Source organism: Amycolatopsis sp. NPDC004625 (assembly GCF_040609695.1).
GTDB lineage: Bacteria > Actinomycetota > Actinomycetes > Mycobacteriales > Pseudonocardiaceae > Amycolatopsis.
Genome location: NZ_JBEXKX010000036.1, coordinates 59,269 through 74,293 on the forward strand (window position 1 = coordinate 59,269; position 15,025 = coordinate 74,293).

Annotated in this window: 20 protein-coding genes; 8 read left to right on the top strand and 12 right to left on the bottom strand. The window is 73.2% G+C overall.

All coding sequences use genetic code 11. The features are described 5' to 3' along the window. Positions 1-37 precede the first annotated feature (37 nt). The gene (locus ABZW17_RS33010; RefSeq protein ID WP_354822945.1) at positions 38-1,366 is read right to left on the bottom strand and encodes a diaminopimelate decarboxylase; all 1,329 of its coding nucleotides are present in this window, start codon (positions 1,364-1,366) and stop codon (positions 38-40) included. Between the two features lie 81 nt (positions 1,367-1,447). On the opposite strand from ABZW17_RS33010, the gene ABZW17_RS33015 reads away from it, so the two are divergent. Further along, entirely contained in the window at positions 1,448-2,350 is a 903-nt protein-coding gene (locus tag ABZW17_RS33015) for a LysR family transcriptional regulator (protein ID WP_354822947.1), read from the top strand. Here ABZW17_RS33015 and ABZW17_RS33020 read toward each other — a convergent pair. Next, the gene (locus ABZW17_RS33020) at positions 2,316-2,870 is read right to left on the bottom strand and encodes a hypothetical protein (protein ID WP_354822949.1); all 555 of its coding nucleotides are present in this window, start codon (positions 2,868-2,870) and stop codon (positions 2,316-2,318) included. The two genes, ABZW17_RS33015 and ABZW17_RS33020, sit on opposite strands and share 35 nt — an antisense overlap. Positions 2,871-2,886: 16 nt before the next feature. Then, positions 2,887-4,176, bottom strand: a complete 1,290-nt coding sequence (locus ABZW17_RS33025) for an NAD(P)/FAD-dependent oxidoreductase (protein WP_354822951.1) — start codon at positions 4,174-4,176, stop codon at positions 2,887-2,889. 169 nt (positions 4,177-4,345) lie between these two features. On the opposite strand from ABZW17_RS33025, the gene ABZW17_RS33030 reads away from it, so the two are divergent. Beyond that, the gene (locus ABZW17_RS33030) at positions 4,346-4,711 is read left to right on the top strand and encodes an STAS domain-containing protein (protein WP_354822953.1); all 366 of its coding nucleotides are present in this window, start codon (positions 4,346-4,348) and stop codon (positions 4,709-4,711) included. Between the two features lie 49 nt (positions 4,712-4,760). Here the strand turns inward: ABZW17_RS33030 and ABZW17_RS33035 are convergent, their stop codons facing one another. The 3 genes from ABZW17_RS33035 to ABZW17_RS33045 are packed head-to-tail and all read right to left on the bottom strand — an operon-like array spanning position 4,761 to position 5,739. Beyond that, entirely contained in the window at positions 4,761-5,027 is a 267-nt protein-coding gene (locus ABZW17_RS33035) for a DUF4235 domain-containing protein (protein WP_354822955.1), read from the bottom strand. Next, positions 5,024-5,329, bottom strand: coding sequence for a DUF3618 domain-containing protein (locus tag ABZW17_RS33040; RefSeq protein WP_354822957.1), 306 nt, complete (start codon positions 5,327-5,329; stop codon positions 5,024-5,026). Before ABZW17_RS33040 ends, ABZW17_RS33035 begins: the two co-directional genes overlap by 4 nt. Continuing rightward, positions 5,326-5,739, bottom strand: a complete 414-nt coding sequence (locus ABZW17_RS33045; RefSeq protein ID WP_354822959.1) for a phage holin family protein — start codon at positions 5,737-5,739, stop codon at positions 5,326-5,328. The genes ABZW17_RS33040 and ABZW17_RS33045 overlap by 4 nt, the downstream gene beginning before the upstream one ends. 117 nt (positions 5,740-5,856) lie before the next feature. On the opposite strand from ABZW17_RS33045, the gene ABZW17_RS33050 reads away from it, so the two are divergent. The 3 genes from ABZW17_RS33050 to ABZW17_RS33060 all read left to right on the top strand — a co-directional run bounded on the left by ABZW17_RS33050 (position 5,857) and on the right by ABZW17_RS33060 (position 7,778). After that, on the top strand, positions 5,857-6,318 hold the full coding sequence (locus tag ABZW17_RS33050; protein WP_354822961.1) for an SRPBCC family protein: 462 nt from the start codon (positions 5,857-5,859) through the stop codon (positions 6,316-6,318). A gap of 87 nt (positions 6,319-6,405) precedes the next feature. Continuing rightward, positions 6,406-7,245, top strand: a complete 840-nt coding sequence (locus tag ABZW17_RS33055; protein ID WP_354822963.1) for an aldo/keto reductase — start codon at positions 6,406-6,408, stop codon at positions 7,243-7,245. Positions 7,246-7,313: 68 nt separating this feature from the next. Beyond that, positions 7,314-7,778: a hypothetical protein gene (locus tag ABZW17_RS33060; RefSeq protein ID WP_354822965.1), complete on the top strand. Its 465-nt coding sequence runs from the start codon at positions 7,314-7,316 to the stop codon at positions 7,776-7,778. A 73-nt stretch (positions 7,779-7,851) separates the two neighbouring features. Here the strand turns inward: ABZW17_RS33060 and ABZW17_RS33065 are convergent, their stop codons facing one another. Then, complete coding sequence (locus ABZW17_RS33065; protein ID WP_354822967.1) at positions 7,852-8,652, bottom strand: GAF and ANTAR domain-containing protein; 801 nt, start codon at positions 8,650-8,652, stop codon at positions 7,852-7,854. A 41-nt stretch (positions 8,653-8,693) separates the two neighbouring features. After that, positions 8,694-9,233, bottom strand: a complete 540-nt coding sequence (locus tag ABZW17_RS33070; protein ID WP_354822969.1) for a hemerythrin domain-containing protein — start codon at positions 9,231-9,233, stop codon at positions 8,694-8,696. Positions 9,234-9,356: 123 nt separating this feature from the next. Between ABZW17_RS33070 and ABZW17_RS33075 the strand changes: the two genes are divergently transcribed. Continuing rightward, positions 9,357-10,874 (top strand): CYTH and CHAD domain-containing protein, encoded by a 1,518-nt coding sequence (locus ABZW17_RS33075; RefSeq protein WP_354822971.1) that lies wholly within the window; start codon positions 9,357-9,359, stop codon positions 10,872-10,874. A gap of 37 nt (positions 10,875-10,911) precedes the next feature. On the opposite strand, the gene ABZW17_RS33080 is transcribed toward ABZW17_RS33075, so the two are convergent. The 3 genes from ABZW17_RS33080 to ABZW17_RS33090 all read right to left on the bottom strand — a co-directional run bounded on the left by ABZW17_RS33080 (position 10,912) and on the right by ABZW17_RS33090 (position 12,541). Continuing rightward, a complete protein-coding gene (locus tag ABZW17_RS33080; protein ID WP_354822973.1) occupies positions 10,912-11,703 on the bottom strand; it encodes a SigB/SigF/SigG family RNA polymerase sigma factor in 792 nt (263 codons plus the stop codon). After that, complete coding sequence (locus tag ABZW17_RS33085; RefSeq protein ID WP_091310939.1) at positions 11,700-12,149, bottom strand: anti-sigma factor; 450 nt, start codon at positions 12,147-12,149, stop codon at positions 11,700-11,702. Before ABZW17_RS33085 ends, ABZW17_RS33080 begins: the two co-directional genes overlap by 4 nt. A gap of 62 nt (positions 12,150-12,211) precedes the next feature. Beyond that, on the bottom strand, positions 12,212-12,541 hold the full coding sequence (locus tag ABZW17_RS33090; RefSeq protein ID WP_354822975.1) for a plasmid stabilization protein: 330 nt from the start codon (positions 12,539-12,541) through the stop codon (positions 12,212-12,214). A gap of 107 nt (positions 12,542-12,648) precedes the next feature. Between ABZW17_RS33090 and ABZW17_RS33095 the strand changes: the two genes are divergently transcribed. Next, positions 12,649-13,611 carry an LLM class F420-dependent oxidoreductase gene (locus ABZW17_RS33095; protein WP_354822977.1) on the top strand — a complete coding sequence of 321 codons (963 nt, stop codon included), beginning with the start codon at positions 12,649-12,651 and terminating at the stop codon, positions 13,609-13,611. Positions 13,612-13,628: 17 nt separating this feature from the next. Here the strand turns inward: ABZW17_RS33095 and ABZW17_RS33100 are convergent, their stop codons facing one another. After that, positions 13,629-13,994 carry an STAS domain-containing protein gene (locus ABZW17_RS33100; RefSeq protein ID WP_354822979.1) on the bottom strand — a complete coding sequence of 122 codons (366 nt, stop codon included), beginning with the start codon at positions 13,992-13,994 and terminating at the stop codon, positions 13,629-13,631. 295 nt (positions 13,995-14,289) lie between these two features. On the opposite strand from ABZW17_RS33100, the gene ABZW17_RS33105 reads away from it, so the two are divergent. Further along, the gene (locus ABZW17_RS33105) at positions 14,290-15,021 is read left to right on the top strand and encodes a GAF and ANTAR domain-containing protein (protein WP_354822981.1); all 732 of its coding nucleotides are present in this window, start codon (positions 14,290-14,292) and stop codon (positions 15,019-15,021) included. The last annotated feature ends 4 nt before the right edge of the window (positions 15,022-15,025 follow it).

A 15,025-nucleotide genomic window follows, 5' to 3' on the forward strand; every position in this document is an offset into this window, starting at 1 on the left:
AGCCTCCCCTCGGCGTGCCCGGATGCTACGCCGGTGATCACGGCCGGGGGAGTGCTCCGACGAATTCGCCGCCCGCGTCGGCGACCAGCTCGGCCAGGGTCTGCGCGCGACGCAGCGGCGTGAACTCGACGCCGCCGCGCGGCGACACGGTGAAGCCGTACACCGCCGGGCGCGGCAGCGTGTTGTACGCGTAGTGCGCGCCGAAGTAGTACGCGCCGGTGTCGTGGGCCACGACGAAGTCGCCCGGTTCCAGCAGCGGCAGCGGCCGTTCGCGGGCGAGGAGGTCGCCGGCGAAGCACAGCGGCCCGGCGATGTCCTGCGGCACCTCGGGGCCGGTCTTCGGGGCGCCGGCGGCGTCGAACGCGCCGAGCCGCAGCGGCCAGTGCGCCGGCTGGAGCACCGTGCGGGCGGCCACCTGGGCGCCCGCGTGCGTCACCGCGATGTGCCGGCCACCGGCGACCTTCGTGTACTCCACCGCGCTGACGAGGAAGCCGCTCTTCGCCAGCAGGGACCGGCCGAACTCGGTGACGAACGCGTAGCGGCCGTCGGCGAGGGACGGGACCCGCGCCAGCAGCGTCGCGACGTAGTCCGCGTAGGCCGGGCGCGGCTCGTCGGAGGTGAAGTCGACCGGCAGCCCGCCGCCGAGGTCGAGGCTGGTGACCTGCCGGTACCCGGCCTCGGCGTTGATCTCCTCGGCGAGTTCGTGGACCGCGGCGACGCCCTCGGCCATCAGCTCCGGCGGGCAGCCCTGCGAGCCGACGTGGACGTGCAGCCGCGTCAGCCACGGCCGGCACGCGAACGCCTCCAGCAGCAGGCCGCGGTTTCCGTTGTCCCGCACCGGGATGCCGAACTTCGACGCCGCGGTGGCGGTGCTGGTGTCGCCGATCCGGCCCGCCCCGACCTGCGGGTTGATCCGCACGCCCAGCACGGACCGCGGCGGGGTCGCGCCGACGAGCGCGTCGAGCCGGGCGAGCTCCTGGAAGTTGTCGGCGTTGACCGCCGTGCCCTCGGCGAGGGCGTGGGCGAGCTCGGCGGTGGTCTTGGCGGGGGAGTCGAGCACCAGCCGCGGGCCGCGGAGGCCGGCGGCTTCCGCGACCGCTGTCTCGCCCGGGCTCGCCACCTCCGCGTCGACCCCGAGATCGGCGAGGAACCGCAGCAGGGGCGCGAGGCCGCACGCCTTGGCGGCGACGGTGTGCTGCACGCGGCCGAGGGGCGCGAACGCCTTCGTCAGGTCTTCGACGGCCTCCCGGACGCCGGCGAGGTCGACGAAGCCGGCCATCGGAGCGGCGAGCCGCCGGTCCGCCGCGGCGGCGACGGCGAGCAGCTTCCGGTCGGTGCGGGTCAGGGGCGCGCTGGTCGTGGTCACCGCTCCAGGACAGCAGCGGGCGGACCGGCCAGTCCAAGACCTCGTCCCGATGAAGTCATAGGCAAGCCCTATAATTGCTGCGTGGACCTGCGCCGATGGCACTACTTCGCCGTGCTCGCCGAGGAACTGCACTTCACGAAGGCGGCCGCCCGCCTGTTCGTGTCGCAGCCGTCGCTGAGCCAGCAGATCCGCGCCTTCGAAGCGGAACTCGGCGTCGCCCTGCTCGACCGGACGGGCCCGCGCTTCGCGTTGACCGAGGCCGGCCGCGTCGCGGCGGCGGAGGCGCGTGACCTGCTCGCCCACCTGGAACGGGCCCGCGGCGCGGTCGCCGCGGCCGGCCGGGGTGACGCCGGCCGCCTGCGCATCGCCTACACGCGCTCGGCACCGGGCCCGCTGGCCGGCGACCTCGTCGCGGCCTACCGGGAGCGGCACCCGGGTGTCGAACTCGCCCTGGAGACGGGCTGGACGAGCCTGAACCTGGCCCGCCTGGCGGCGGGCGAGATCGACGCGGGGTTCGTGCGGCCCCCGGTGACGGCCCCGGGCATCGAGGTCGCGGTGGTCGGCTCCGAGGAGGTCCTGCTCGCCCTGCCCTCGGCCCACCCGCTCGCCCGCCACCGCGGCCGCGTGCGGCGGTCGTGGATCGCCGCCGAGCCGGTGGTGTTCTGGCCCCGGGAGAACGGCCCCGGCCAGTACGACGCGATCAGCGGCCAGGTCTGGCCGGGCGGGCTGCCCCCGATCGTCCGCGAGGAACCGGAGGACGAGCAGCTGATGCGCGCGGTCGCCGAAGGCGCGGGGATCGCGGCGGTCCCGGAGCATCGCGCCCGGGCCCTGCGCCGCCGCGGGGTGGTGCTGCGGCGGCTGGGGGCTCCGGTTCCGCGGATCGACCTGGGCCTGGCCTGGCGGGCGGGGCCGGTGTCCCCGCTGGTGCGGGCGTTCGTGGAGCTGGCCGCTAGCCCAGGCCGAGGGCCGATCGCACCGCCGTGACGACGTCCGGGTGGCCCAGGGGCAGCGGCGGCGGTACCCGGTCGTCCGGGCGCTCGCCGCTCGACGCCACCACCCGGACCTCCGTGCCCGCCTTGCGCAGCTTCGAGACCACGTCGTCGTGCTCGGCCAGCCAGGCGTCGTTGGCCGCCGCGGCGTCGCCCGACGGGAGGAACGCGTCCGACGCCGGGTCGACCAGCAGCAGGTGCCCCGCCGCGCCCGGGTGCCGCTCCACCAGCTGCAAAGCCTCCGCCGCGACCGGGCCGCCGGCCACGACGGCGATGTCCGGGTCGCCCGGACTGGCGTCGCCGAGGACGTCGTCCGCCTCGGTGAGGGCGCCGCCCGCGGGCACGCGGCACCAGAAGACCGCCCGCTCGTCCGTCAGCGGGCGCCAGGTCGCCGGTAGCTCGTCGTGGTTGGCGGCGCCCGCCGGGTCGAGCACGATCACCTTCGGGCCCGATGCGTCGCCCGCGGTCACCACGGACGGGCCTTCGGAACGGACGGGGTCGGTTGCGGCAGCCATGAGTTCTCCTGGGAGGTCAGCGGCGGGGGAGTTCGGGGGCGTCGGTGTCGAGCGGCACCGCGCCGGACCGGACGAGTCCCAATTGGACGGTCTGGCGGCCGGTTAAGGCCTCGAGGACCCAGTCGGCGGCCGTGCGGACCCGGTTGCCGGGCATCGCCATCAGGTGGTAACCGCGCGTCACGGCCTTCGCCGGCCGGCCCGACAGGGGCACGTGCAGCGGGTTGGCCGCGGCGGCGCCGGCCCCGAGGTCGACGACGAAGCCGAGGTCGTGGTGGCGGTAGGTGCCGGGCCGGCCGTGGCCCAGGGACGCCGCCACGTTGCGGCCGGCGAGCTTGCCCTGCCGCTCGGCGTGCTGCGCGGTCATCGCCGTGTACTGGCCCGGGCGGGTGAGATCGGGCACCGCGGCCGCGTCGCCGCAGGCGAACACGTCGTCGTGGCCCGGCACGTTCAGCTGCGCGGTGACCACCAGCCTGCCCTTCGCGGTCTCGAGCCCGAGCTCCGCCACCAGCGGGTCCGGCCGCACGCCGACGCACCACACGAGGGTGCGGGACGGCACGGCGTCGCCGTTGGTGAGGGTGACGCCCTTGGCGTCGGCATGGTCCACGGAAGTCTTCATGAGCACTTCGACGCCGCGGGAGCGCAGGACTTCGTCGGCGGTCCGGGCGAGGCGCTCGTCGAGTTCGGGCAGCAGCCGCTCGGCGACGTCGAGCAGCAGCCAGCGGACCCGCTGCCCGGCCAGCTCGGGGTGGCGCCGGGCGAGCGCCGCGGTGAACGCGGGACCCTGCGCGGCCACCTTCGTGCCGGTGTAGCCGGCGCCGACCACCACGAACGTGCAGCGGGCGTCGCGCTCGGCCGGGTCCTCGGCCGCGGCGGCCAGTTCGATCTGCCGCGTGATGTGATCGCGCAGGTACAGCGCCTCCGGCACACCGCGGAAGCCGTGCGCGTGCTCCGGGACGCCCGGGATCGGCAGCAGCTTGTTGACGCTGCCCGCGGCCAGCACCAGCCGGTCGTACCCGATCCGGTGCTCCCGGTCCTCCGGGTCGGTGTAGGTGACGCTCCGGCCGGCGAAGTCCACGCCGGTCGCGGACCCCAGCACCAGGCGGACGCCGGGCAGGGTGTCGGGGATCGAGACGGTGACCCGCCGGGGGTCGAGGATCCCGGCCGCCACTTCGGGCAGCAACGGCAGGTAGAGGAAATAATCGGTCGGGTTCAGCACGACGATTTCGACGTCTTCCCCCGCCTCTTTCCGCAGGGTCTTCGCGGCGTGGTAGCCGGCGAAACCGCCGCCCACGATCACGGCACGCATGGATCTCCTTCCGGGGCCGGATTTCCGTCCCGAACGGATTACCCGAGGTCGGAGCCGGGAAACGCCCGGGGTTGACCTCACCGCTCAGGGGCGTACGGTCAGTGGTGTTGGCTGTTGTTCAGACACGTGCTCCGGTCAGCGCCCCTGCACCACTGAAATAGGGAGCGCCATGCACGACTTCCGCACGATCTACGAACCCTCCGGCCTGACCGTCACCACCACCGAGCGCCCGGGCGGCATCCGCGTCCTGACCCTGGTGGGCGACATCGACGCCGCCACGGTCGGCATCCTGGACGAAGCGCTCGCCACCGGCGAACGGCTGGTCGCCGACCTGACCCGGGTGTCCTTCCTCAGCTGCGCCGGTGTCCGGTCGCTGCTGGAGGCGAACGCCCGCACCGAACTCGCCGTCGTGCTCGGCGGCCACGCGGTCACCCGGTCGCTCGAGGCCACCGGGGCCGACCTGGTGCTGACGATCCACCCCGGTGTCGGGGCCGCGCTCGTCGGCATGGGCCCCGGGCTCGGCGGGACGGTGTGACCGCCGGCCGCCGAGCCGTCGGAGTCGTCCTCCGAGACGTCCACTGTGGTCAGTCGTCGCCGGGCCAGTCGCCGGTGGCCTTGCGGTAACCGGCGGCTCCGGCCCGCTCGGTGGCGGCCTTGACGGCACCGAAGATCGCCCCCTGCACCGCCGCCGCGATGACCACCTGACGCCAGGTGTAGTCGCGGTCGGTGGCGTCGGGGGCGTCTTCTTCGCCGGCCACCCGTTTCCACACCTGCTTGAACACCTGGCCGGCGAGGATGCCACCCATCGCGCCCACCACCCAGCTCAACGGCTTGTACAGCGTCTTGGTCACGAATTCCTCCGGCGCAGGATCAGGCGGATCAGGATCAGCAGGCCGAGCACCCCGGCGAACACCGGCACCGGGTTCGCACGCACGGCGTCGGCGCCCTGGCGGAACTTGACCGCGGTCGGTTCGTTCGTCACGCCGGCGACCTTCGCGGTCGCCTGGTCGAGCTTTTCGTCGACGTTCTCCTTGACCCTGGCCTTGACGTCGAGCTTCTGCCCGAGCGCGGCCAGGGTTTCGGTGAGCTCTTCCCGGGTCGTGTCCCGGTCGAGCCGCGCCTCCTCGGCGTTCTTGGGGAAGTCCTCGCTCATGTCCGCACTCCCTGCTTCACCGTGTCGACGTCTTCGCGGACGCCGGTGATCGCTTCTTCCGGCACCGGCGGCACCCCCTGCGTCACTTCCTTCTTGCCGACCAGCGCCGCGATCCCGGCGACCAGGAACAGCGCGACCGCGACGAGCACCGCCGCCAGCCAGCCGGGCACCGCCAGCGCGAGCGCCAGCACGGCCGCCGCGACCAGCGTGCCGGCCCCGAGGAACGCGAACAGGCCCGCCGCGCCGAACAACCCGGCGCCCAGGCCCATCTTCTTGCCCTTGCGCTGCAGTTCGAACACCGCGAGCCGCATCTCGTCCCGGACCAGCCGCTTGACCTCGTCGGTCAGGTCGGTGACCAGTTCGCCGACCGAGCGCTCGGCCGCCGGCTTCTTGTTCACTTCTTCGATCACGGAACACCTCCTTGCCTGGCCGGCGGGTACCCGGGGGCGGACGGGATCAACCGCGCCGGGTTTGGCCGCCGTGGCACCGGGTAGCCGAATCGTGCCCACACCGACGAGGAGGAGTGCATGAGCACGATCACCGAAATCGTGGACGTGGAAGTCCCCGTTTCCACCGCCTACAACCAGTGGACGCAGTTCGAGGAATTCCCGCAGTTCATGGAAGGCGTCGAAGAGATCCGCCAGCTCGACGCCACCCACACCCACTGGGTGACGCGGTTCGGTGGCGTGACGCGCGAATTCGACGCGACGATCACCGAACAGCACCCCGACGAGCGGGTCGCCTGGACGTCGGACTCCGGTCCGGACCACGCCGGCGTCATCACCTTCCACCGGCTCGACGACGCGCACACCCGGGTGACGGCCCAGATGGACATCGACCCGGAGGGCTTCGCCGAGAACGTCGCCGACAAGCTCGGCGTCCTCGACCGGCGGGTGAAGGGCGATCTCAAGCGGTTCAAGGAGTTCATCGAGCAGCGCGGCCGCGAGACCGGCGGCTGGCGCGGCGACGTGGCCCGCCCGGGGCAGTGACCCGGACCGGGTGAGATCCGGCGGCGGGGCGGGTGGATCCCGCCCCGCCGCGTTTCGCGTCCGGCCGGCCCCGGGTACGCCGCCCGCATGACGACCACCACCGCCGGCGTTCCCGCCGTGGAGCTGAACAACGGCGTGCGCATCCCGCAGTTCGGCTTCGGCGTGGCCGAAATCCCGCCCGAAGAGACCACCCGGGCGGTGCGAGCGGCGCTGGAGGCGGGCTACCGCCACATCGACACCGCGCAGCTGTACCGCAACGAAGCCGCCGTGGGCGCCGCGATCGCCGAATCGGGCTTGTCCCGCGAAGACGTGTTCGTCACGACGAAGCTGGCGAACGACGCGCACGGCCACGACAACGCGATCACCGCGCTGGAAGGCAGCCTGCGCCGGTTCGGGTTCGGCCACGTCGACCTCTACCTGATCCACTGGCCGCAGCCGGCCCGGGACACCTACGTCCGGACCTGGCTGGGGTTCGACGACCTCCTGCGGGCGGGCAAGGTCCGCGCCATCGGCGTCTCGAACTTCCAGCCGGCGCACCTCGACCGCCTCGCCGCGGAAAGTGACACCGTGCCCGCGGTGAACCAGATCGAGCTGCACCCGGCGTTGCAGCAGGCCGGCCTGCGCGAGTACCACCGCGCGCACGGCATCGCCACCGAAGCGTGGAGCCCGCTCGCCCGTGGCGGAGTCCTCGGCGACCGCGTGCTCGCCGGCCTGGCGGAGAAGCACGGGCGGACCACCGCGCAAGTGGTGCTGCGCTGGCACGTCCAGCTCGGGACCATCGTGTTTCCCCGGTCGGTGTCGCCGCGGCGGATGCGGGAGAACCTCGACGTGTTCGGCTTCACGCTCGACGACGAGGACATGGCGGCGATCGCCCGGCTGGACGAAGGCCGCCGCACCGGACCGGACCCGGGCACCTTCACCGCGTGACGGCGGCGTTTCCCTGCGCGACCTGCCGGGTATTCCTCCGGCAAGGTCCCCCGGGAAGGAGCGTCCGCATGACCACGAACGCGTATCTGTCGTTCCTCGCGATCGGTATCGCGCTGGTCCTGATAGACGGGCAGATCATCTACCGCAGCGGCCGCCGGTACCTGGAGAACTCCTACGGCGATCCGGCGGCGGGCGCGTCGATGACGCGCCTGGTCACGGTCCTGTTCCACCTCGCCACGCTGGGTGTGCTGGCCCTGATCTCGACCATCGACATGGGCAGCAGCGACCTGCCCGGCGTGGTCGGGCGGATCGGCGTGCTGCTGCTGATCCTCGCCTTGGCCCACGCGATCACCCTCGGTGTCCTGGCGCGCATCCGCGGTGAGCAGGAGGTCGAGGCGGTCGTCCAGCGCGGCCCCCGGCCGGCGGTGCAGCCGGAGCAGGGCACCACGGTCACCCCGGTGCCGGGGCAGGACGGCCGCTACCCGGCCGCCGGCCCGTCGCTGGAGAACCGGTCCCCATACACGGCTCAGTAGGCCCTCAGCAGGCCGTAGCGCGCTCGAGGGCGGCACATCCGGCGCCGGATGTGCCGCCCTCTATCGCGCTCGGTCAGGCTTCGGAGGCGGGCAGGTCGACTTCGGTGTGCCGCGTGGCCAGCGTCCGCGCCAGGTCGGCGAGTTTGACGTTGAGGTCCTGGGACGCGCGGCGCAGCACGTCGAAGGCCTCGTCGGCGGTGATGCCGCGGCGCTGCATCAAGATGCCCTTCGCCTGCCCGATGACGTCGCGGCTGTCGACCGCCCGGCGCAGGTGCTCCGACTCCAGTTCGGCCGAAACCACGGCCCGGGTGTGGGCGAGCGCCAGCGACGCGTGCGTCGCCAGCAGCAGCGCGATGTCGATCGCCGGGCCGCCGAATGCGCCCGGGGTGCGCGAATAGATGTTGAGCGCGCCCGAAAGCCGCGGCGGACGGGCGTCCGGGACCAGCGCGGTGGCCAGCACCGAGTGGTAGCCGTGCCGGGCGGCGGCCGGGCCGAACGCCGGCCAGCGCGGGTCGCGCCCGAGGTCCTGGGACCAGCCGACGGCCGGGCCGTCCGGCCGGGCCGATTCGACGCACGGGCCTTCGCGGTGGTCGTACTGCACCTGGTCGAGCTGTTCGGCGACCGGGTCGGTCTCGATCGGGGTGTGGTACGTGCCGTCGGCGTCACGCAGGGTGACGCTGACCAGGTCGGCGTCCGGGACGAGGGCCGCGGCGGCCCCGACGACCAGCTTGAGGACCCCGCCGACGGTGGGTGTCGCGTCGAGCAGCGTCCGCGTCAGGTCGGTGAACTGCCGCGCCAGGGGGCCCGGCTCGAATTCACCGTCCTGCCCGAACCAGGCCCGCTCCCGGGCCCATTCTTCTTCGCCGACGCTCATCCGTCCTCGCTGCCTTCCGTCGGGGGTGGCCGACCTCCCATTCAACCCGATGCCGGCGGGTTCAGGGCGGCGCGGGCCCGGTCGACGAACCCCGGGCCCGGCCAGAGCTGGTCGGCCTGCGGCATCCGGTCGGCCAGGTCCGGGTGCGGCACGGTCGCCGCGGCCTCCCTGGCTTCGAGCACCTCCCGGCCCAGCTCGGCCTGCCGGCCGGGGGAACAGGTGCGCCCGATCTTCCGCACGGCCGCGGGCCCCTCCTCGCGGACGTGCCGCCGGACGGCGCGGATCAGCCCGCCCAGCAGGCGCTCGAACCGGGTTTCCTGCGGCCCGGTGCCCTCCAGCTGCCGCATCAGGCGGTCCGCTTCGGCGAGGTCGCCGTCGCCGTCACCGTCAGCGTCGACGTCGAGGAACGGCTCCTCGGCGACGGCGTGCCGGACCACCGCCGCGATCAGGTGATCGGCGAGGTCCCGGCGGTTCTCCGGGCTGCCCTGGCCGAGTTCGAGCTCGGTGCAGAGCCGGTCGAGTTCGCGGTGGTCGCCGTCGAGGACGGTCGTCAGGTCGGTTGCGGGCGGGCTGCCGTTCATGCACTCTCCTGGTCCGGACAAAGGTTTCCGCAGGGATACCCGCTGCCGGAGCGCCGAATCCCGTGTCGGGGGCGAGGCGGCCGGGTACCCACCGGGGAAACCCGGATCCCGAGGAGGACGACCATGGCCGCGCCGGCACCGGTGCCCGAACGCGAACGCAAGTACGAAATCGTCGCGGGCAGCGGCGTCCCGCGCCTGGTGGGCGTCGGCGGCGTCGCCACCCAGGACGACCCGGTGGAGCACGTGCTCGACGCGTCCTACTACGACACGGCCGGCTACCGGCTGGCCCGCGGCGGCATCACCCTGCGGCGGCGCGTCGGCGGGCCCGACGCCGGCTGGCACCTCAAGCTGCCGGTGTCCGCCGACGAGCGTGCGGAGATCCGGATCCCGCTGGGCGGCGACCCCCTGAAGGTGCCCGGCCGGCTGCGGCGCCTGGTGCGGGCCTACACGCTGGGGGAGAAGCTGGTACCGGCCGCGCACCTGCGCACCGACCGGTTCGCCCACCGGCTCGCCGACGCCGGCGGGCACACCATCGCCACCCTCACCGACGACCACGTGACCGGGGAGGCCGGCGGCGCGACCGCGCGGCTCGACGAGTGGCGCGAACTGGAGCTGGAGCTGGACCCCGGGACGGACCCTTCCCGGCTCGGCGAGTTCGACCGCGCGCTGCGGAAGGCCGGGGTGACGGCGGCGCCGTGGCCGTCGAAGCTGCGCCGCCTGCTCGGCGACCGGCTGCCGGCACCGCCGCGCACCGGCAAGAAGCCGTCGGCGGGTGACATCGTGCTGGCGTCCCTGCGCGAGCACCACGGCCGGTTGCGCCGGGCGGACGTCGGCGTGCGGCTGGACGTCGACGACTCCGTGCACCAGATGCGCGTCGCCATCCGGAAGCTGCGGAGCACGCTTCGCACGTTCGGGTCAGTCGTCGACAAGAAGGCGACGGCGTCGCTCGTGGCCGAGCTCAAGTGGCTCGGCGGGCAGCTGGCGCCGGCGCGGGACACCGAGGTCACCGAGGAGCGGCTGCGCGAGCAGCTCGACGGCGTGCCCTCGGAGCTGGTGTTCGGGCCGGTCCGCCAGTTCCTCACGCGGCAGTTCGCCCGCGAAGCCGAGGAGGGCCGGACCCGCACGATGGCGGCGTTGACCGGCAAGCGCTACCTGGAGCTGCTGCGTGCGCTGGACGCCCTGCTGGCGGAACCGCCGCTGACCGCGAAGGCGCGCAAGCCCGCGAAGGCCGGCCTTCGCCGGCCGCTGCGGAAGGTGGCCGAGAAGCTGAACCGCGCCGAAGCGGCGGCTGACGGCCTTTCGGGCGACGAACTCGGGACGGCGCTGCACGCCGTCCGCAAGAAGGCGAAGCAGGCCCGCTACGCCGCCGACGCCGTGAAGCCGGTGTACGGGAAGAAGCTGGGGAAGTGGCGCAAGAACGTCAAGGCCGTCCAGGAAACCCTGGGCGCGCACCAGGACACCGTGGTCGGCCGGGACGTCCTGCGCCACCTCGCCGTCGCCGGGCACGGCGAAGGGCAGAACACGTTCGTCTTCGGAGTGCTGCACGCCCAGGACAGCGGCCGGGCGGCGGAGCTGCGGGAGACGTTCGCGGGACAGTGGCGGCGGTTGCGCAAGGGCGGCCGTCCCGGCTGGCTCCGCTGAGGGGCGCCGGAGCGGGAGGCGGCCTCCGGGCCGCCTCCTAGCCGTCCCCGGTGAGCTTCCCGCGCAGCTGCTCCAGCGTCTGCGACAGCAGCCGGGAGACGTGCATCTGGGAAATCCCGACCCGGTCGGCGATCTGGGTCTGCGTCAGCCCGCCGAAGAACCGCATCACCAGGATCGCGCGCTCGCGCTTCGGCAGTTCCTGCAGCAGGGGCTGGAGGGCCTCGTGGTTCTCGACCATGGCCATCTCGTGGTCCGGTTCCCCCATGGTGTCGGCCAGCGACAGCGCCTCGGCGTCGTCGTGGACCGGCTTGTCGACCGACAGCGCCTGGTAGGCGTTGCCGGCGAGGAGCCCTTCGCGGACCTCGTCGACGTCCAGGCTCAGGTGCTCGGCCAGCTCGGTCGGCGTCGGGGCGCGGCCGAGGCGCTGCGACAGCACCGCCGAGCCCTGGCTCAGCGACAGGTGCAGCTCCTTGAGCCGCCGCGGGACCCGGACGGACCAGCCGGTGTCCCGGAAGTGCCGCCGGACCTCGCCCATGATCGTCGGCACGGCGAAGGACAGGAAGTCGTGGCCGCGGGTGGGGTCGAACCGGTCGACGGCGTTGATCAGGCCGATCCGCGCCACCTGGACCAGGTCCTCCCGCGGCTCGCCGCGGCCGGAGAACCGGGTCGCGATGTGCTCGGCCAGCGGCAGCAGCTCCGTCACGAGGGTGCTCCGCACGACCTCCCGGCGCGGGTCGTCGGCGTCGAGCTCGCCCAGCTCCTCGAACAGCGGTTCGCAGTGGGCGTATTCGTCCGGGCGGTGGAGGAGGGCTTTGCGCTCGCTGCTCACGCGCTCGTTCCCGGGTTCAGCACCAGCTCGATCGTGACGATGCCCGCGCCACCACCCGGCAGGACGTCGCAGTGCGCGGTGACCGACCGGCTGAGGGTGGTCAGGACGTGCCAGCCGAACGTGCGGTCGCTCGGCGGCCGCGGGTCGGTCGAGCGGGTGGAGACGATGACGTGCAGCCCGTCCGGCGCGAGCCGGAAGCGGCACTGCAGCTGCGAGCCGAGTTCGGCCAGCTGGACGAGCTGCGCGCACGCCTCGTCGACGGCCATCTTGGCGTCGGCGATGGCGTCCAGCCCGAAGTCCGCGCGCGACACCACGCCGTGCGTGAGCATCCGGACCAGGGGGATCTGCTCCGCCATCGCGGGGAGCCGCAGCTCGACGAGTTCGTCGAGGAGCTCGTCGACGGTCGGCTTGCCGCCGAACGAGCTGTCGCTTCGAGTTTCTTCCATGCGGGAGGTACTACCCATCTGGGGGAAAGCGGATACTTCGTGATCAGGGGTTTCGGGTTTCGTCACCGGCCCAGGGCCCGTTCGAGTTCCTTCTTGGTCATCGTCGAGCGGCCGTCGATGCCGCGTTTCTTCGCTTCGTTGTAGAGCTGGGCCTTCGTCGGCCCGCCCGGTCCCTTCCGGTTGCCGGAGCGTTCGCCGCCGCGCTGCTGCGGCGACTTGTCGTCGAGCGAAGACTTGCTGGCCTGCCGGGACTCACCCGACTGCGCGCGGTTCTTGTTCACCGTCCGGGCCGCGATCTCCTTGGCCCGTTTCGTGCTCGCCCCGCGGTCCTCGGCCGAGTCCTTGATGTGCTCGTACTGGCGTTCGCGCTTGCCGCTCCACGACTGAGGCATGCCCGCTCCCTTCGGCTCGCGGGATGAGTACCCGTCCGGTCACGGGGTAAACGTGGTTACCCACCGCGGTGCCCGGGTACGCGGGGGGCCGACGGAAGGAGGCGCCGATGCGGATCGGCTACACCCTGATGACCGAGCAGGCCGGCCCGAACGACCTGGTCCGGTACGCCGCCGGAGCGGAACAGGCCGGCTTCGACTTCGAGGTGATGAGCGACCACTACTCGCCGTGGCTGGCCGAGCAGGGCCACGCACCGTACGCGTGGAGCGTCCTGGGCGCGGTGACGCAGGTGACCGAGCGTGCCGAGCTGATGACCTACGTGACCTGCCCGACCATGCGCTACCACCCGGCGGTGGTGGCGCAGAAGGCGGCGACCGTCCAGGCGCTCTCGGGCGGCCGGTTCACCCTGGGGCTCGGCGCCGGGGAGAACCTCAACGAGCACGTCGTCGGCCGCGGCTGGCCGCCGGCCAACGTCCGGCACGACATGCTCGCCGAGGCCGTCCAGATCATCGGCGGCCTGTTCGACGGCGGGTACTTCGACTACGAGGGCAAGCACTTCCGCGTCGACTCGGCGAAGCTGTGGGACCTGCCGGAGACGCGGGTGCCGATCGGGGTCGCGGTGTCCGGCTCGCAGTCGATCGAGCGGTTCGCCCCGGTCGCCGACCTGATGATCGCGGTCGAGCCGAAGAAGGAGCTGTCCCAGAAGTGGGACGCGACCCGGCTCGGGCCGCCGACCCGCAAGGTCGGGCAGCTGCCGGTGTCGTGGGGCACCGACAAGGATGCCGCGGTCGGGCGCGCGCACGAGCAGTTCCGCTGGTTCGCCGGCGGCTGGAAGGTCAACGCCGAGCTGCCGGGGCCGGCCGGGTTCGCCGGGGCGACGCAGTTCGTCCGCGAGGACGACGTCGCCGGGTCCATCCCGTGCGGCCCGGACCCCGAGCCGATCGCCGAAGCGGTGCGCGAGTTCGCCGAGGCCGGTTTCACCGACGTCGCGCTGGTCCAGATCGGTGGTGACCAGCAGGACGGCTTCCTCGACTTCGCGGAGAAGGAGCTGCTCCCCGCTTTGCGCGGCTAGGACCGCACCGCCGGACGTCACGCCGGCGCGGGGGCGGGCCGGCGTTCGGCCACCGCGAGCCGCCGGTCCGCCCCGGTCACCCGCAGCGCCCGCCGGACGACCGGGTTCGGCCCGGTCACGACGAGCAGCTCGGTCCCGCCGTTGGCCGCCTGGAGCGCGGCGTGCAGGAGCACCGCGACGCCCGCCACGCCGAGGAAGTCCACTTCGGACAGATCGACGGCCAGCCGCTCCGGCGTCGCCCACAGGCGGTCGGAGAGCAGCGAGGCCAGGTCGCCTGCCGTCACGCTGTCGAGGGCGCCGCGCGCGGTGATCAGCACCGCATGCGGGGCCGGCCACGTCGTACGCAGCCGTAGGCCCGGCTGCCGGGCTCGGGGGAGGTTCATGGCGGTTCGCCACCGTCCTGGTACGGCGCGGGCCCGCGGCGCCGCGCTCCGGGGAGCTCGAGGCGGCTGCTGGTTGAACCGTTTCCCGAGCCTAGCTGCGCGTGCAGGGCTCGCAACCGTCGTTGCTCCGAACGGGCGCGTGCCGCGCCACGGCGGTGACCGCTCGTGCCCGGACTCCCCGGGATGCAGTAATCTCGCGCTGGACCCGTTAAAGCGCTAGCGGCCCACTAGTGGCGCGCGCCCGGGTCCTCCCTGGTCTAGAGCGCCCTGAGAAAGAAGAAGGGGCGTCACCACGATGACGGGCGGCGATGAGCGGCTCACCGCACGGCTGGACGAAGTCACGCTCGCGATGGAGTCGCTGACCGCGATGCTGGACAGCGAACTCGATCTCGGCCAGATGCTGCAGGCGGTGTGCGACCACGCCGTGCAGGTGGTGCCGGGGGCCGACATGGCGAGCATCACCCTGGTGCGCGACGGGGTGCCGGAGACGGTGGCCAGCACCGACCAGCGGGCGGTGAACTTCGACCGCGAGCAGTACCGGATCGGGGACGGCCCGTGCCTGCGCGCGGCCGAGACCGGCCAGCCGGTCCGGGTCGGCGTCGGCGCGGTGGGGGACCTGTGGCCGCAGTTCGTGTCCGCCGCCGAACAGCTCGGCGTGGCCAGCTTCCTCGCCGCGCCGCTGACGGTGGACGAGGACATGTCGGGCGCGGTGAACCTGTTCGGCTTCGGCGAGCACGGGTTCAGCGAGCTGGGCACCAAGATCCTCGAGCTGTACACCGCGACCGTGGTGATCGGCCTGCGCAGCGCCCGGCGCTACTTCGCGGCCCGCGAGCTGGTCGACCAGCTCAACCGGGCCCTGGAGACGCGGGCGGTGATCGACCAGGCCAAGGGCATCCTGATGGCCGCGCACCGGATCACGGCGGAGGAGGCGTTCCAGCGCCTGGTGAAGCGCTCTCAGGACGGCAACCGGAAGCTCCACGAGGTGGCGGCGGAGTTCGTGACGGCGGTGGCGACGACGAAGTCGTGAACTG

What these genes read in the sequence shown, in the direction of transcription:
- ABZW17_RS33020 (WP_354822949.1), bottom strand. Translation starts at nt 2,870, where the DNA reads ATGGCTGCCGCAACCGACCCCGTCCGTTCCGAAGGCCCGTCCGTGGTG.
- ABZW17_RS33025 (WP_354822951.1), bottom strand. Translation starts at nt 4,176, where the DNA reads ATGCGTGCCGTGATCGTGGGCGGCGGTTTCGCCGGCTACCACGCCGCG.
- ABZW17_RS33030 (WP_354822953.1), top strand. Translation starts at nt 4,346, where the DNA reads ATGCACGACTTCCGCACGATCTACGAACCCTCCGGCCTGACCGTCACC.
- ABZW17_RS33040 (WP_354822957.1), bottom strand. Translation starts at nt 5,329, where the DNA reads ATGAGCGAGGACTTCCCCAAGAACGCCGAGGAGGCGCGGCTCGACCGG.
- ABZW17_RS33050 (WP_354822961.1), top strand. Translation starts at nt 5,857, where the DNA reads ATGAGCACGATCACCGAAATCGTGGACGTGGAAGTCCCCGTTTCCACC.
- ABZW17_RS33055 (WP_354822963.1), top strand. Translation starts at nt 6,406, where the DNA reads ATGACGACCACCACCGCCGGCGTTCCCGCCGTGGAGCTGAACAACGGC.
- ABZW17_RS33060 (WP_354822965.1), top strand. Translation starts at nt 7,314, where the DNA reads ATGACCACGAACGCGTATCTGTCGTTCCTCGCGATCGGTATCGCGCTG.
- ABZW17_RS33065 (WP_354822967.1), bottom strand. Translation starts at nt 8,652, where the DNA reads ATGAGCGTCGGCGAAGAAGAATGGGCCCGGGAGCGGGCCTGGTTCGGG.
- ABZW17_RS33070 (WP_354822969.1), bottom strand. Translation starts at nt 9,233, where the DNA reads ATGAACGGCAGCCCGCCCGCAACCGACCTGACGACCGTCCTCGACGGC.
- ABZW17_RS33075 (WP_354822971.1), top strand. Translation starts at nt 9,357, where the DNA reads ATGGCCGCGCCGGCACCGGTGCCCGAACGCGAACGCAAGTACGAAATC.
- ABZW17_RS33085 (WP_091310939.1), bottom strand. Translation starts at nt 12,149, where the DNA reads ATGGAAGAAACTCGAAGCGACAGCTCGTTCGGCGGCAAGCCGACCGTC.
- ABZW17_RS33090 (WP_354822975.1), bottom strand. Translation starts at nt 12,541, where the DNA reads ATGCCTCAGTCGTGGAGCGGCAAGCGCGAACGCCAGTACGAGCACATC.
- ABZW17_RS33095 (WP_354822977.1), top strand. Translation starts at nt 12,649, where the DNA reads ATGCGGATCGGCTACACCCTGATGACCGAGCAGGCCGGCCCGAACGAC.
- ABZW17_RS33100 (WP_354822979.1), bottom strand. Translation starts at nt 13,994, where the DNA reads ATGAACCTCCCCCGAGCCCGGCAGCCGGGCCTACGGCTGCGTACGACG.
- ABZW17_RS33105 (WP_354822981.1), top strand. Translation starts at nt 14,290, where the DNA reads ATGACGGGCGGCGATGAGCGGCTCACCGCACGGCTGGACGAAGTCACG.